Source organism: Candidatus Ponderosibacter sp. Uisw_141_02, from assembly GCF_048087665.1.
Classification (GTDB): domain Bacteria; phylum Pseudomonadota; class Alphaproteobacteria; order Puniceispirillales; family Puniceispirillaceae; genus UBA3439.
On sequence record NZ_CP159807.1, the window covers coordinates 47,476 to 62,744 of the forward strand.

Annotated in this window: 16 protein-coding genes and 1 other RNA gene; 9 read left to right on the forward strand and 8 right to left on the reverse strand. The window is 52.6% G+C overall.

The features are described from left to right. Positions 1 to 10 precede the first annotated feature (10 nt). A complete protein-coding gene (locus tag ABXT40_RS00225; protein ID WP_443645838.1) occupies positions 11 to 430 on the forward strand; it encodes an EVE domain-containing protein in 420 nt (139 codons plus the stop codon). Here the strand turns inward: ABXT40_RS00225 and ABXT40_RS00230 are convergent. From ABXT40_RS00230 to ABXT40_RS00245, 4 genes are all read right to left on the reverse strand, one after another. Further along, complete coding sequence (locus tag ABXT40_RS00230) at positions 427 to 810, reverse strand: lipid-A-disaccharide synthase N-terminal domain-containing protein (protein WP_443645839.1); 384 nt, start codon at positions 808 to 810, stop codon at positions 427 to 429. The genes ABXT40_RS00225 and ABXT40_RS00230 overlap by 4 nt on opposite strands. Further along, complete coding sequence (locus ABXT40_RS00235; RefSeq protein WP_443645840.1) at positions 807 to 1,709, reverse strand: glycosyltransferase family 2 protein; 903 nt, start codon at positions 1,707 to 1,709, stop codon at positions 807 to 809. Before ABXT40_RS00235 ends, ABXT40_RS00230 begins: the two co-directional genes overlap by 4 nt. A gap of 39 nt (positions 1,710 to 1,748) precedes the next feature. Then, positions 1,749 to 3,422 (reverse strand): ArnT family glycosyltransferase, encoded by a 1,674-nt coding sequence (locus tag ABXT40_RS00240; RefSeq protein WP_443645841.1) that lies wholly within the window; start codon positions 3,420 to 3,422, stop codon positions 1,749 to 1,751. A 66-nt stretch (positions 3,423 to 3,488) separates the two neighbouring features. Next, a complete protein-coding gene (locus ABXT40_RS00245) occupies positions 3,489 to 3,728 on the reverse strand; it encodes a hypothetical protein (RefSeq protein ID WP_443645842.1) in 240 nt (79 codons plus the stop codon). Positions 3,729 to 3,731: 3 nt separating this feature from the next. Here ABXT40_RS00245 and ABXT40_RS00250 point away from each other — a divergent pair, with 3 nt between their 5' ends. Continuing rightward, positions 3,732 to 5,102 (forward strand): MATE family efflux transporter, encoded by a 1,371-nt coding sequence (locus ABXT40_RS00250; RefSeq protein ID WP_443645843.1) that lies wholly within the window; start codon positions 3,732 to 3,734, stop codon positions 5,100 to 5,102. Between the two features lie 122 nt (positions 5,103 to 5,224). Next, entirely contained in the window at positions 5,225 to 6,610 is a 1,386-nt protein-coding gene (locus tag ABXT40_RS00255) for a leucyl aminopeptidase family protein (protein WP_443645844.1), read from the forward strand. 7 nt (positions 6,611 to 6,617) lie between these two features. Here ABXT40_RS00255 and ABXT40_RS00260 read toward each other — a convergent pair whose 3' ends face one another. The 3 genes from ABXT40_RS00260 to ABXT40_RS00270 are packed head-to-tail and all read right to left on the reverse strand — an operon-like array spanning position 6,618 to position 8,992. Continuing rightward, positions 6,618 to 7,544, reverse strand: coding sequence for a 2-hydroxyacid dehydrogenase (locus ABXT40_RS00260; protein WP_443645845.1), 927 nt, complete (start codon positions 7,542 to 7,544; stop codon positions 6,618 to 6,620). 43 nt (positions 7,545 to 7,587) lie between these two features. Next, on the reverse strand, positions 7,588 to 8,451 hold the full coding sequence (locus ABXT40_RS00265; protein ID WP_443645846.1) for an inositol monophosphatase family protein: 864 nt from the start codon (positions 8,449 to 8,451) through the stop codon (positions 7,588 to 7,590). Next, the gene (locus ABXT40_RS00270) at positions 8,423 to 8,992 is read right to left on the reverse strand and encodes a c-type cytochrome (RefSeq protein WP_443645847.1); all 570 of its coding nucleotides are present in this window, start codon (positions 8,990 to 8,992) and stop codon (positions 8,423 to 8,425) included. The genes ABXT40_RS00265 and ABXT40_RS00270 overlap by 29 nt, the downstream gene beginning before the upstream one ends. A gap of 207 nt (positions 8,993 to 9,199) precedes the next feature. Here ABXT40_RS00270 and ABXT40_RS00275 point away from each other — a divergent pair, with 207 nt between their 5' ends. From ABXT40_RS00275 to recR, 6 genes are all read left to right on the forward strand, one after another. After that, positions 9,200 to 9,952 carry a 3-deoxy-manno-octulosonate cytidylyltransferase gene (locus ABXT40_RS00275; RefSeq protein ID WP_443645848.1) on the forward strand — a complete coding sequence of 251 codons (753 nt, stop codon included), beginning with the start codon at positions 9,200 to 9,202 and terminating at the stop codon, positions 9,950 to 9,952. Positions 9,953 to 10,054: 102 nt separating this feature from the next. Beyond that, positions 10,055 to 10,900 carry a prephenate dehydratase gene (locus tag ABXT40_RS00280; RefSeq protein WP_443645849.1) on the forward strand — a complete coding sequence of 282 codons (846 nt, stop codon included), beginning with the start codon at positions 10,055 to 10,057 and terminating at the stop codon, positions 10,898 to 10,900. 95 nt (positions 10,901 to 10,995) lie between these two features. Beyond that, an RNA gene (gene ffs / locus ABXT40_RS00285) (signal recognition particle sRNA small type) lies at positions 10,996 to 11,090 on the forward strand. Between the two features lie 26 nt (positions 11,091 to 11,116). Continuing rightward, positions 11,117 to 13,018 (forward strand): DNA polymerase III subunit gamma/tau, encoded by a 1,902-nt coding sequence (locus ABXT40_RS00290; protein ID WP_443645850.1) that lies wholly within the window; start codon positions 11,117 to 11,119, stop codon positions 13,016 to 13,018. Beyond that, positions 13,015 to 13,341 carry a YbaB/EbfC family nucleoid-associated protein gene (locus tag ABXT40_RS00295; RefSeq protein ID WP_443645851.1) on the forward strand — a complete coding sequence of 109 codons (327 nt, stop codon included), beginning with the start codon at positions 13,015 to 13,017 and terminating at the stop codon, positions 13,339 to 13,341. Before ABXT40_RS00290 ends, ABXT40_RS00295 begins: the two co-directional genes overlap by 4 nt. A gap of 1 nt (position 13,342) precedes the next feature. After that, positions 13,343 to 13,939: a recombination mediator RecR gene (gene recR / locus ABXT40_RS00300; protein ID WP_443645852.1), complete on the forward strand. Its 597-nt coding sequence runs from the start codon at positions 13,343 to 13,345 to the stop codon at positions 13,937 to 13,939. A gap of 89 nt (positions 13,940 to 14,028) precedes the next feature. On the opposite strand, the gene ABXT40_RS00305 is transcribed toward recR, so the two are convergent. Then, entirely contained in the window at positions 14,029 to 15,159 is a 1,131-nt protein-coding gene (locus ABXT40_RS00305; protein WP_443645853.1) for a DNA recombination protein RmuC, read from the reverse strand. Positions 15,160 to 15,269: the final 110 nt, after the last annotated feature.

The following is a 15,269-nucleotide window of genomic DNA, read 5'->3' on the forward strand; positions in this document are numbered from 1 at the left end:
AGACAGTATGATGCAATATTGGCTTATGAAATCTGAACCATCATCATGGTCATGGCAAAACCAGATGGATCGCGGTGCGGCTGGCGAAGGCTGGGATGGCGTTCGCAATCATCAGGCATCCAATAATATGAAAGCCATGAAAATTGGCGATTTGGTGTTTTTCTATCATTCGGTTAATGAAAAACAGATTGTCGGTATTGCTGAAGTTTCGGCGCTGTATCATCCCGACCCAACCGATGCCAGCGGCCGATTTGGCATGGTTACGATTCGGGCAGTAAAACCGATGGCGGTTCCGGTGACGCTTGGGCAAATCAAATCTGACGACCGTTTGGCTGAAATGGCTTTGGTGCGCCAGTCACGCCTATCCGTCACGCCGGTTTCAGCCGAACATTGGGCCATCATTATGGAAATGGGCAAAACCAGCCTTTAGGCCGTATCACCTTTGGCGGCATTGCTTTGCGATTTTCGGATCAAAAACAGATTGCGAAGATAGATAAATAGGCCAAGCCCCTGTCCGCAAATGATCACCGGATCTTGCCGCCAAATCGCGTAAAGCAGCAAAACCGCCCCGCCACCAATCGAAAAATACCAAAAAGCAATCGGGATAACCGACCGACCCTGACCTTCGGAAGTCAGCCATTGCACGATAAAGCGCATGGCAAACAGCCCCTGTCCGGCAAAGCCAATTATGATCATGATCTGTTCGGGATTGGTTGCAAGGCTGGCTGGTAAAAATGGAAATACCGCCAGCAACGCGTTGGCAAAGCTGCGAACCGCCATTTCAATTGATGCCGACAAAAAAGCGATCATTGCGCTGCTTCCTTTGGTTTGGTCTTTTTGTTTGCCGGCGTCGCCGTCATCACTTCATGAACCGCACCTTGGGCGGGCGCGCGGCGCAACAGCCAGATCACTCCCAAAACATCGGAAATGCCAACAAGCAATCGGTCAAGAATACGATATTTCGACGTGCCTGCAATGCGCGGGCGATGCGCCACTGGCACACCAAGAACCACCCCGCCATGGCGGCGAACCAGGCTTGGCATAAACCGGTGCATATGATTGAAAAAGGGCAATTGCAAAAACAATGCGCGTGGCAGAATCTTGATGCCACAACCCGAATCTGGATGCGTATCGGCAAGAAGGCTGGCGCGCACCCATTTCGCCCCACGCGATGCCAATAGACGCATGGCGCTATCATCACGGCGCTGGCGAATGCCTGCTGCCATAACCATTTTGCCATCTTTGCTTGCCGCGATAACCGATGATTCCAATGCTGGAAAATCGGCTGGTACATTTTGACCATCACCATCTAGAACGCCAATCAGATCGCCATTTGCCTGCAACAGGCCAGACCGGATTGCCGCGCTTTGCCCAGCGCGTTGCGAATGGCGAAGCACCCGCAATTGCGGAACCGCGTCAAGGGCTGCGGCCAATTCATCGGCGGTGGTATCATTGCTGGCATCGTCAATATAGATGATTTCGAATTGACGACCGTCAAAGGCGGAACAAATTTCATCAATCAATGGCCGAATATTGCCAGCTTCATTCATAACCGGCACCAGAACCGAAATTTCGACCGGGTTGCGGTTTGCCAGCACCGAAGCCGAACCGACCTTTTGGGCGGCCGTTGTTTTGGAAGCCCCCGATTTCACGGCCCCCGATTTCACGGTGTTTCGTTTGGTGGTTTTTGAAGCTGGATTTGATGCCATTACTGGAACTGTCACATCGACTGTTAAAGGTCTCTGCTTTTACTCCTTGCTAACAGTCGCGTCAAATATCTCGGTACGATACAATAAAATAACGACTTCTTGGCCTTTTGATATGTTAAATCCGGATAATTGCACCGGTGGGGCAAGCCCAAGTTTCAACTGGCTGGCGGCGTCAAGAAAAGCGGCCTGGTGTCGTTGTTCGATAATGGCCAGCCCACCCGGTGCCTCGATCAAGAATAGCGCCGCTTCTGTCGGATCAAGAAGCAACAGGTCGCGGCCAAGCAGAAATACCAATGACGGTTCCTGATAGCCGCTTGTCGCAATTGCGGCTGGTGCGGCGGGCAAGGCGGCGATCTTCGCGGCAATCGCGCTTGAAACATGAATGCGGGACAAGGCTGGAAAGACCCCTGAAAAGACAATCATATGAAACAGCATTGCGGCACCAATCATGCCAAAAAAGGGACGCCACAAGGCTTGGCGAATCCATAAATGGCCAAACCATGCTGCCAGCGCTGCGACGCCCAAACCAAGAAAGGCGAAACCAAGCGCCTGACGGCTTGTCTCGCCGCCAAATGTCATTGCCCCCCAAATGACCACTAGTGCCATTACCAGCCCAACCGCAATGCCAAGATACCGAAGGCTGATGCCAAGACAATACCGCCATTTGGCGGTGCCATCTGCCGGTTTGGCAAGAACGGCAACCCCGCCAATCAAAAGTAAAATCAGCGCTGGAAAAATCGGTAACGGGTAATGCGGTAATTTGGTCGGAATCAGCTCGATCATCACCCAGAATGGCACAATCCAAGCCAGTAAAAACCGTGTTTCAGCGCGGCTGGTAAAGGCTTTAACCTGACCGGCCGCCCATATCAAAAGCGGCGTTGCTGGCCAGATCAATAGCGCCAGAACAAGCGCATATGTACCTGGTGCGGCACCGTGGGATTCCTGTCCCGATTTGACCTTGGCGAGCAAATCACCTGATATCGCTGTTGACAAAAAGGCGCCATCCGTTGCCGCCGATACCAAAAGCGCCCATGGCAAACATAAAACAAGAATGATGGCAAACCCGCGCCAGAACCGAATTATGGCAAGCCAGCGAAATTGCCGATGCCACAGGCAAAGCGCTGCCACGCTCAGCAATGCCAGAACCGGCAGAACCGGCCCTTTGACCAAAATCCCCGCGGCCATCGCAAGCCAAAACCATAACCAACTGTGACGTGGTGGTGGCTGGTCGTTTTGCCATGCCAGATAAAGCTGCATCAACGCCCATTGCTGGGCAAGTGCCAGCGCCATTAAAACCGTGTCGGTTTTGGCAAGATGCACCTCGCCAAGCACCAGAAACCCGCTTGAAAATAGCGCTGCTGCCGCCAAGGCTGATCGCGGATCATATAGCTGCAAGCCAATATGATAAAGCGCAAAAACAGCTGCCAATAGCGCCAATAGATTTACAAAACGGTAAGAGGCAATCGCATCGGGCCCTAAAATGTGGGCAAATGATGATTGCAGCCAGTAAATGCCAGCTGGTTTTTTCGCGCGCAATTCATCTTGAAACCGAACCGTGACATAATCACCGGTTTGCTGCATCTGTTTGCTGGCTTGTGCGAAACGTGATTCGTCACGATCCATTGGCGGCAAGGCCTGATGGCCGATCAAAACCACCACTGACAGGATTGCCATAAGGGCATATAGAGCCAGACGCGAATGAAAGAAGGGCAAAATCCGTAATCCTCTTATGCCGCAAATGCAAAAAGCACAGCCAAGGCATAACAAGTTTCGTAAGGGTTAGGCAATGCGGATCATCGAATAATGCGTCAAAGATGCAGGAAACAGGCGCGATGGTTGCGGTGCGGTGCGGTGTTTGATCCTGTCTTGTTTATATCTTGCCCCAATTGGACATGTGCTACCCTGTCTTTGAAACCGTGTTTTGCCATTGGTTTGATAGCAAGGCGTATGACCCATCTTGGCGGCTGGCATTTTTTGTGCTGACATCACCGCCACGCCCACCCCATTATCAACGGACATGAAATGCGCCGATCCGAAACCGCCACCATCCCGCTAGCTCATACCCGATGGCGCCATATCTGGCAGTTGGCATGGCCGATCATGTTATCCAATGTCACCATCCCGCTTGTTGGGGCGGTTGATGTGGCAATGATGGGACGGCTTGATGATCCGGTGTTTATCGGTGGTGTCGGGCTTGGCATGATCGTGTTTAATTTCATCTATTTCGGGCTTGGCTTTTTGCGGATGGGAACAACCGGTCTTGTCGCCCAAATGTATGGCACTGGTCAGGATGATAAAATTGCCTTTCTATTGATTCGTGGCATTACGCTTGCCTTCGGGCTTGGCAGTTTATTCATTCTGGCATCGCCATTTGTCAGCATGGCTGCGCTTTATATGTTTTCGGCAAGTGATATGGCCGAACAATTAATGACCGACTATATCTCAATCCGGCTATTTGCGGTTCCGGCGGCGCTTGCCAATATGGTTCTTCTTGGCGGTCTTTACGGACGCCAGCAAATGCGTCTTGGTATGGCTTTGCTGTTTCTGGTGAATGGCATCAATCTGTTTCTTGATATTGTTCTTGTTGCTGGTTTTGGTATGCGCGTCGATGGTGTTGCCATGGCATCAGTGGCGGCGCAATGGGGCGGGTTTGGATTTATGATATGGCGCATCACCCGCATCTGGCCAGGCCAGCTTGGGCGATTGATAAGGCCGCTTGCCGGTGCGCGCCTGCCTTTATGGCTTGATTTTGTGGCTTACCGGCAGTTTTTCACGCTTGGCCGCGATATTTTCATTCGCACCATCTTGCTGATTGGCTGTGAGGCTTTATTGCTCAATGAAGCTGCAAAGATGGATGATCTGGCGCTTGCCACCTGTCAGATCATGCTGTCGATTTTTGGACTTCTTGCCTTTGCCATTGATGGCTTTGCACATGCTGCCGAAGCGCTTGTTGGCGAGGCGATTGGCCGGAAGAATCCGACCATGCTCCGCATTGTCATTCGCCGGACAAATTATCTTGCCGGTATGATGGCCTTGCTATTATCGGTTTTTCTATGGGCGGGCCAGCCGCTTATTCTGTCACTCATGACAAGCCAACCAGCCTTGATCGCATTTGCTGATGCCTATTGGCCTTGGGTTGTCAGCCTTCCGCTGGCGTCTTTTCTGGCCTTTCAGATGGATGGCATTTTTGTTGGCGCAACATGTGGCACCCAGATGCGTAATGCGATGATCATTGCCTCGGCCAGCTTTGCCGCGGCCATTTTACTTCTATCCTTTGGTTTGACCGGGTTAATGGCCAGTTTTGTTGGTTATCTTGCGCTTCGTGGCCTAAGCCTTTGGTGGATGATTGACCATGTTCACAACAAGGCTAAAGCTGTTGGCATTGGCGATTAATCTGTTAGTTTGGTAACGGCTGCACGGCACGCCATCGGTCGTCTTTGGCGGCATATTGGCAATTTTGATCAGTGGTTTTAGCGGGTCAAACCAATAGCGATTTTTGAAAAGGATTGAACAAAATGATCGAAAATTTTGGCCTGAAAAGCGCCGGATCAGACGGAACCGAAATTCACCTGATGACAACGGATGATTTTGCCATTTGGCAAGCCAAGGCCAGTGACGCGCATCAAGGCTGGATCAGCGCGCAAAATTTTCACGCCAAACCCGGTAAATCGATCTATTTTGCCGCCCCTGATGGGCGCATTGATTTCGCCATTGGCATTTTTGGCAATCATGCTGTTTGGGATGGCGCTGCCTTGGCGGCCAGCCTGCCAAAAGGCCATTGGCAATTTACCGCCGCATCGGATGATCTTGACGCCGGTTTGTTGGAAAGCCTCGCGCTTGGATGGGGGCTTGGACAATATCAGTTTCACATTTATCGAAGCGCCGCTGCGCCAGCGGTCAATTACCTGACCCTGCCAGATGGCATTCATGCCGACCGTTTGATTGGCCAGATGGGCGGGATTTATCTTTGCCGTGATTTGATTAACCAGCCACCAAACCATATGACACCTGCAGCATTGCAAACGGCAATGGAGACCTTGGCCAAAACGCATGACGCCACGCTGGAAACGCATAGCGGATCAATTTTGGAAACAGAGTTTCCGGCAATTCATATTGTTGGCCGCGCTGCTGAAATTGCACCAAGGCTGATGGATCTTCGCTGGGGGAAAAAAGGTCCGAAAATTACCCTGATTGGCAAGGGCATCACCTTTGATTCGGGCGGGCTTGACCTGAAACCATCAAAGGCGATGGAGATGATGAAAAAAGATATGGGCGGAGCGGCAACGGTTCTTGGTCTTGCCGCAGCATTGATGGCAAGTCATGTTGATATCCAGCTTCGTGTGCTTGTGGCGGCGGCTGAAAATGCTGTTTCTGACCGGTCAATGCGCCCGCTTGATATCATCGACACGCGCGCTGGCTTGAAGGTTGAAGTTGGCAATACCGATGCCGAGGGGCGGCTGGTTCTTGCTGATGCCATTGCCTATGCGCTGGAAGATACGCCTGATTTTTTGATTGATTTTGCCACCCTTACCGGTGCGGCGCGGGTTGCGCTTGGAACTGAATTGCCAGCCCTGTTCTGTAACCATGACAATACCGCGGCGGCAATTTTGGCGGCGGCGGATAGGGCCGAAGATCCGCTATGGCGCTTGCCTCTATTTGATGATTATGACCGGCATCTTGATGCTGGCTATGCGGCCTTGTCGAGTACCGGCCTGTCGGGATATGGCGGGGCGATTACGGCCGCGCTTTTCATGCGCCGTTTTGCCGGTAAAAACACCAATTGGGCGCATATTGATGTGATGGCGTGGAATTTGGCATCGCGTCCGGGTCGGCCAAAGGGCGGTGAGGCGATGGGGCTTCGTGCGCTTTATGGCTTTATCGAATCCTTCCAGACTGCTTAATAGCCGCCTAATAGCCGCGCGCCCAATCAACTCTGTTTTCGGGTTCGCGTCCGGCCATGATGGCGGTGATCGCCGCTGCCACCTGCATGGCGGCGGTGTTTGGATTGGTTTGTGCGGCAACATGCGGCCAGATGGTGATTTTGGGATGCGTCCAAAAAGCATGATCGGCTGGCAAAGGTTCAATCGCAAACACGTCCAAAGCCGCACCGGCAATCTGCCCACTGCCAATGGCATCAAGTAAATCGGCCTCGACCAATTGCGGGCCACGGCCGCCATTGATGATATAGGCGCCTTTGGCAAGCTGATTGAAAAGCTGGTGATTCATAATGCCAGTTGTTGCCGGTGTTAGCGGCAATACCGAAACCAGAATATTTAGCCCATCAAGAAAGGGCGCAAGACCGTCATGACCAGCAAAGATTTCAACATTGTCAATCTGCCGCATACTGCGCGCCCAGCCGCGTACATCAAACCCAAGCGCGGCAAAACGCTGTGCCATAATGCCGCCAATAGCGCCAACGCCCATGATGCCGATTTTTGCACCGCTTGCCGGTCTTTGCACAATGGGTTGCCATGTTTTGCTGGTTTGACAATCACGGTAATAGGCAGCGTCGCGCCAGAAATCGAGTGCCGCCAAAATAGCCCAATGGCTAAGTGCATTCGACATATCCGGATCAACCAGCCGCACCAGCGGAACATCGCGCGGTACGGTTTGATCGCGCATCATATAATCGACACCCTGACCCTGCATGATGATGCCGCGCAAATTCGGCATCTTGGCAAGCTCGCCTTTTGGTGGTGCCCAAACAAGCGCAATATCGGCAAGCTGACCCTCAGGTGACATCAAATCGACAAGGGTGAAATCATCTAGATGACGGCCAAGCTTGGTTCGCCATCCATCAATTTTTGAACTGCCGTAAAATCCGATTGTCGTCATGGGATATTCCTTGTTGTTCATAGCGGAAATGCGGAACCGCCGATTAGCCGCCTGCTGATATCAAGGCCAAGGCCGCTTGATGTAATTGCGGTGTTGCGGCAGCAAGAATGCTGGTGGATTGACCAAGCTGGATTGGCTGGCCGTAAAGATCACTGACCGTCGCGCCTGCCGCTAGCATCAGGGCAACAACCGCCATCATGTCATGCGCGGCAAGACTATCTTCCATCACCAGATCAATATGACCCGCCGCAAGCAATGCGTAATTGTGACAATCACCACCGTAATTGGTGACAGCCACCTGATCGGCAAGCCGGTCAAAATCAACCAGACGTTCGGTGCTTAATGCGCGCGGCGATGTTGTTGCCAATCGGGCAGCGCCAAGCACGCTTTGCCCGCTGGGGGAAATGGCGGCGCCGTTTAATTCGGCGTGATGCGCGCCCGAAAATCCGTTCAGGCCAATATAGCATTCGGCAAAAACCGGCATATCAACAAGACCGGCAACAGGCAGATTGTGATGCAAAAGCCCGACCAGCGTGCCAAAGGCAGGTTTGCCGCTGATAAAGGCCTTGGTGCCATCAATCGGATCAATGATCCAGCGATAGGCGCTGTCTTGATTGCCGGTGCTGGCAAATTCCTCGCCCATGATCATGTCATCGGGGAAACGTGCGGCAATGGCGGCGCGTAAATCGCATTCAACGCTTTGGTCGGCAATCGTAACGGGGGATGAGTCCTGTTTGGTTTCAATCGCCGGATTCTGGCGGAACCATTTGGAAATAACAGGCCGGCTTACCAACGGCAAACCGGCCAGAAAGGCAATCATATCAGCCGGTGTACACTGACCGGCAGATCCGGTCAGTTCAGGCGTCATGTCAGACGGGCTAGTTGGCACCTTCAGCTGCGATATCATCGGCGCTTGGTAATGCGACAGGGCTATCAGCCTTGGCCCGCATCCATGCGATCAAATTCGCCCTGTCTTGTGGCTTTTTCAATCCGGCAAAATTCATCTTTGTGCCGCTAATATAGCCTTTTGGTTTGGCCAGAAATGCGTTCAGCGCGGCATAGTCCCAAGCGCCGCCGAAACCGGCAAGCGCGTCAGAATAGGCATAGCCTTCAGATGCGCCCAATGGCCGGTTCACAACATTCCACAATGCCGGACCAACTTTGTTTTGGCCGCCAGCATCAAAGACATGACAAGCCGAACATTTTTTTGACAGTTTTTCGCCTGCACCAAGATCGGCACTCGCCAACAGCGCCAGAATTGACTCAGGGCCGGTATCAACCGGTGCCGCAGCGGCTATATCGGTGGTTTCAGCAACCTCGATAACATAGGCGTTTTCAGCAAGTTCTTGATGCGGCACCATCACATCAGCGATCTTGACGCCTGCCATTAACAACAAGGCAGCAAACAAAAACCCTGCAAACACTTTATTCAAGCGCAATTCATCCATGCGTCATTCCCGAAACCGGGCTCCCAATTTGAACCAGCCCGAACGGGCAAGGCCTGTGGTCGAAAATCATGCGGTCGAAAAACCAAACAATGCGTGGTTAATTAGCGAAAATCGAGCCGCCTCTCAACCCCCTATCTCATGCTTCGTCACGTTATTTCGATAAATTGCTTTGCGCAAAACCGAAATATGTGATGAATTGCCGAAATCATGGCAAAAAATGACACAAAAATCATCATTATTCCGGCACGGCTCGCGGCAAGCCGTTTGCCAGGCAAACCACTTGCTGAAATCGGCGGAAAAGCTATGATTCAGCATGTTTGGGAACGCGCAATGGCGGCCGATTTGGCCCCAGTCTATGTTGCGACAGATGATCGCGCCATTGCCGATGTGATCATATCTGCCGGTGGCAAGGCGGTTATGACCCGCACCGATCACCCATCTGGATCTGATCGGGTTTTTGAAGCCATCGAAACAATTGATCCAGATAGACGTTTTACCCAGATTTTGAATTTGCAAGGCGATCTTCCTGATTTGTCACCCGAAATTCTGCATTTGCTTGCCACAACGCTTGATCGTGGCGAAACCGATCTGGCAACGCTGGTCACGCCAGCCAGCGCCGAAGAAGCCGCAAGGCCGCAAGTGGTCAAAGCCGTTGTTAGCTGGCAAGATGCCGATTTCGGAACCGCGCTTTATTTTAGCCGCGCTGCCATTCCTACCGGCACAACAGCCCTATTTCATCATATTGGCGTTTATGGCTGGCGCCGCGATGCGCTTGCCCGTTTTGTTGCCTTGCCACCATCGCCATTAGAGCAGGCAGAAAAGTTGGAACAGCTTCGCGCGCTTGAGGCTGGAATGACCATTGCCATTGGCAAAATTGATGCCGCCCCCGGCGGTATTGATACTGCCGAAGATCTTGAAGCCGCCCGCATGCGCGCTACAGAAGCGCACCACAAAGATTGACAGTACAGCGTCACCCTCGTAAAAACGGCGCTTCGGGCCAGTCTTGATGACGGCAGGGAAGGTCAGACCGTGACATAAGCCCGTTAAGCCAAAGGAAATTCGATGTCAGATGCAGCTAATAAAATCGCCTTTCAAGGCGTCCCGGGTGCCTATTCGCATATGGCATGTCAGGCCGTAAAGCCTGATATGGAGCCGGTCGCCTGCGCGTCGTTTGAAGATATGCTGACCGAAGTCCAAGATGGACGCGCCAGCCTTGCGATGGTGCCGGTCGAAAATTCGATTGCTGGGCGCGTTGCCGACATCCATCATCTATTGCCATCATCCGGGCTTTATATCATTGGTGAGCATTTCCACCGGGTTAATCATCACATCATGGCACCGCGCGGCGCCACGCTTGATCAATTGACCCATGTTCACAGTCATGCTCAGGGGCTTGCGCAATGCCGCAACCGTGTTCGCGGGCTTGGTCTAACCCCCGTCATGCATCCCGATACCGCAGGCGCGGCCAAGGATGTTGCCGCCGCTGGTGATCCGAAAACTGGCGCGATTGCATCGCGTTTGGCAGCTGAAATCTATGGCCTCGATATTCTGTTTGAGTCTGCTGAAGATGATGAACACAACACCACGCGGTTTTTGCTCATGTCGGCAACATCATCGGTTCCAGCCGTTGGCGGCGATATGATCACAACGCTGGTGTTTCAATTACGAAGCGTGCCAGCCGCGCTTTATAAAGCCTTGGGCGGATTCGCAACGAATGGGGTCAATCTGACTAAACTTGAATCCTATATTCGCGCTGGCGTTGCCGAGCAGGCGCAATTCTATATGGATGTTCAGGCACATATTGATGATCCGGCAATGCAGAATGCGATGGAAGAATTGCGCTTTTATTGCAGCAAAGACGAAGTCCATGTTCTTGGCAGCTATCCGGCAAGCCCATCACGGTCATAATTACGAGTCCGAATTCGGCATTTATTGCGTTAATAACCCTGCCTTTGGCCATAAAAAACTTGTCGAAACCGCTGCTTTGTTTCATACAGATAGGCAGGAAGGCTGGGCGGACGTTGCCCCTGCCAATCCGGTCAGGTCCGAAAGGAAGCAGCCGCAGTAGGATGTTTACGGGTCATCCAGTCTTCCACTGACTTTTGGCGTTTTGGCGCATCGCGCTTGGCATGGCCGCAATGGCTTTTCCCTTTTTCGGGATTCGGCTTGGCTGAAGATGGCGCCAGCTTGATAGCGCCAATGGCGACTGATCCGACCGGTCACAAATCTTCGCGTGGCCAAGAGCAAGAGATAGGTGTTTACCAGCCGATGACTGACACCGCCAAGCCAGCCTATCGAGTATTGGCCCGCAAATATCGTCCTGATACTTTTTCCGAACTGATTGGTCAGGATGCGCTTGTTCGCACGCTTGGGAATGCGCTTTCGCTTGGCAGGCTCGCCCATGCTTTTGTGCTGACCGGTGTTCGCGGCATTGGCAAAACATCAACGGCGCGCCTTCTTGCTAAGGGGCTGAATTGTATTGGTGCCGATGGGAATGGTGACGCCACGCTTGAACCATGTGGTCAATGCGAGCCATGCAAATCCATCGCAGCAGGACGTCATGTTGATGTTCTGGAAATTGACGCTGCCAGCCATACCGGTGTTGATGATGCCCGCGAAATTATCGAAGGCGTTGGCTATCGGCCCGTTTCGGCACGCTATAAAATCTATATTATTGACGAAGTGCATATGATGTCGAAAAGCGCCTTTAACGCGCTTTTGAAAACCTTGGAAGAACCGCCTGACGCGGTAAAATTCATCTTTGCCACAACCGAAATCAGAAAAGTGCCGGTTACGATTTTATCGCGGTGCCAGCGCTATGATTTGCGGCGTGTTCCGGCGGCCATGCTGGCCGGGCATCTTGGCATGATTTGCCAACGCGAATCGATTGCGGCGGATGAAGATGCGCTTGCTGCCATTGCGCGCGCCGCCGAAGGGTCGGTTCGTGACGCGCTATCCTTGCTTGATCAGGCCGCGGCAATGACCGCGGACAAGCTGACCAATGACACGGTTGCTGATATGCTTGGGCGACCTGGACGGCGCGAGTCACAAACCGTCCTGACGGCCGCGCTGGCGGGTGACGCGCCTTCGGCGCTTGCCGCTTTTAACATTGCCTATAGCCGTGGTGCCGAGCCAGAAATGCTGGTCACTGATCTTTTAGATTTAATCCATCTTGCCAGCATGCAGGCCGCAGGTGGCAGTAATGACGCGCTGATCGAAAGCGAGCGCGAGATGATTGCCGGTCTTGCCGAATCAGGCATTGCCCGCCTTGGACGGGCATGGCAGCTATTGCTAAAAGGCCATGGCGAGCTTGGCCAAGCGCCCAATCCAGCGGCGGCGTGCGAAATGCTGATCATTCGGCTGGCGCATACAGCGCATATGCCAACCCCGGGCGAATTGATGCAGAAATTGCCAAAGACCAGCCCATCAGCACCGCCAAGCCCATCATCAGCACCTGTTGCATCGGCACCTGCCACGTCGGCACCTGTTGCATCATCAGCACCTGTTGCATCGGCACCTGCCACGTCGGCACCTGTTGCATCATCAGTCGAGACAGCGCCAATCGACACAGGGGCGGGCATGCCAAGCTCGCTTGCCGAGATTGTCGCGCTTGCCGAAACCAATGGCGAGATGTTGTTGGCAGCGCTAATTCGCAATCATGTAAAGCTGGTGTCGTTAAAACCGGGCAATTTACAAATTGGTCTTGTTGGTGCTGCGCCTGGTCAATTGGCCGGCGATATCGCCCGATATCTTAGCCAATGGACAGGTCAACGCTGGCTTGTATCACTTTCCGAATCAGGCGGCGCGCAAACCCTTGCCGAAGAACAGCGCGATGCTGATGAAAAGCTGCGCGACACCATCGCTAGCGAACCTTTGGTGGCACAGATTCTAGATATTTTTCCCGGTGCCAGCATTGATGAAATCAAAATCCCCGAAACCCCGGATGCAGCATTAACGCTTGTCGATGATAATGGGCTTTTGGAAGCTGGACAAAATAATGACGATGATGAGGAGATGTCGGGATGATGCGCAATATGGCTGGCATGATGAAAAAAGTGCAAGAAATGCAAGGCCGGATTGAAAGCATGCAGGCCGATCTTGCCACCATGGAATTTACTGCAATGGTTGGTGGCGGTGCCGTTAGCGCAACGGTTAGCGGCGATGGCAAGCTGGTTCGGCTAAAGCTTGATCCGGCAGCTTTGGCACCTGATGATGTTGATATGTTGGAAGATATGATTTGTCTTGCCACGAATAACGCGCTTGATGAGGCGGCGGGTGAAAAGGCGCGTCTGCTGAAAGATATTACCGGCGGGTTGCCACTTCCACCCGGAATGAATTTGCCGTTCTAAAATGCATAATTCGCTTGAAAATCTAATCCGCAGGCTTGGCCGCCTTCCGGGGCTTGGGCCAAGATCGGCGCGGCGCGCTGTTTTGTTTTTGCTGAAAAACCGCGACCGTCTAATGCTTCCACTTGCCGAAGAACTGCATAATGTTGCCAGCAATGTTCGTGCCTGTGTTGAATGTGGTAATCTTGATATCACCGATCATTGCAGCATCTGCGCCGATAGCCGCCGTGACCGCAGCCGGATTTGTGTTGTTGAGGATGTTGGCGATTTATGGGCGATGGAACGGGCGTCGGTTTATCGTGGGCTGTATCATGTTCTAGGCGGCACGCTTAGCGCGCTTGATGGGCGCGGGCCCGAAGATTTGCATATTGACCGGCTGGTTCGCCGTGCCGGACATGACGATACTGCCGAAATTATTCTGGCGTTATCAGCAACCGTTGATGGACAAACCACGGCGCATTATATCGGCGAAAAACTGGCAAATCTGCCGCTTGATATTACCCGATTGGCGCATGGTATGCCGGTTGGTGGCGAGCTGGATTATCTTGACGATGGCACGCTGGCACAGGCGTTGAAAGCGCGTGCCAAGCTGGAATTTTAGCCGGCATAATTAATTAACCCCCCAACCATGCCATATCGTCATGCCATTCATCACGCCATATCGCCAGATCGTTGCAGCCAAAGTCGCGCTTAGCCTAGCAAATCGGTCTTTGGCGCGGCCGGTGTTGCCTCATCGGCATCCAGAACTTCGATTTCGTCAATTTTATTGCCGCGTGAAATAATCTTGCCAGTCGATGTCTGGATATCCGAAATATCTTTTTCGGCTTGGGAAAAATGCGTTGCCAATTTGGCAACACGATCTTCGAGACGATACACATCCTTCATCATCAAATCGACCTGTGTCTGGATTAGGCCTGCCGCTTCATGCATGCGCGCATCACGCAAAATGGCTCTGACCGTATGCAGCAACAGCATCAGATTATCCGGCCCCGCCATATAGACACGCGCCTTGCGGCTGGCCTCGACCAGCTTTGGCAATTGAATATTGATTTCGGCATAAACCGATTCGGACGGTAAAAATAAAATGGCGCTTTCGGCGGTTTCACCCGGGATAATATATTTTTCGGCGATATCCTGAATATGTTTTTTCACATCATTTTCCAGCAATCGCTTTGCCGCGTCACGTTCGGCATCATTCGCCGCGCTGGTCAAACGGCGATAGGCCTCAAGCGGAAATTTGGAATCAATGGCGATTGGTCCGGGTGGATTGGGCAGGCGAAGCAAACAATCGACGCGCCGACCATTGCCAAGCGTTGCCTGAAAATCAAACGCATTTTCCGGAAGCGCATCACGCACCAGATTTTCCAACTGCACCTCGCCAAAACTGCCACGCGCCTGTTTGTTGGATAAAATATTTTGAAGCTGCGTTACCTGATTGGTTAATGCCGAAATGTGGGTGTTGGCCTCGGTGATGACCGCTAGCTTTTCAGCCATGCCGGTCAATGATTTGGTCGTTCGCTCATTCTGGTCACGAAGCGATTGCTCAAGCCGGTTGCCAAGGCGACCTTCGCTTTGCGCCATCTGTTCGGCAATTAGCCGCTGCAATTCATTAGATTGGCTTGCCATTTGGGCAAGCTGGCCGCGCAATTCGGCAAAATCTTGGCCATTTTCCGGCAGTTTCCCGCGTCGCAAAAATAGCACGCCAAGCCCAATCACGCCAAACAGGCCTGCAATCAAAATCAGTTCCATGCCAGTCATGTTCATCACCTGTAACGCCTTTTCAAAAATGGTCTGGCGTTTCCCCCGTGCCAGGTTTGACATGCTAGCAACTTGACTGCAACGACACCATCTTCTAATCCATTAAAACCGAAACTGACCAAACCCGGATGAAATAGTGCTGCACCAAACAGCATTGCCCGTTTCCTTTGGCC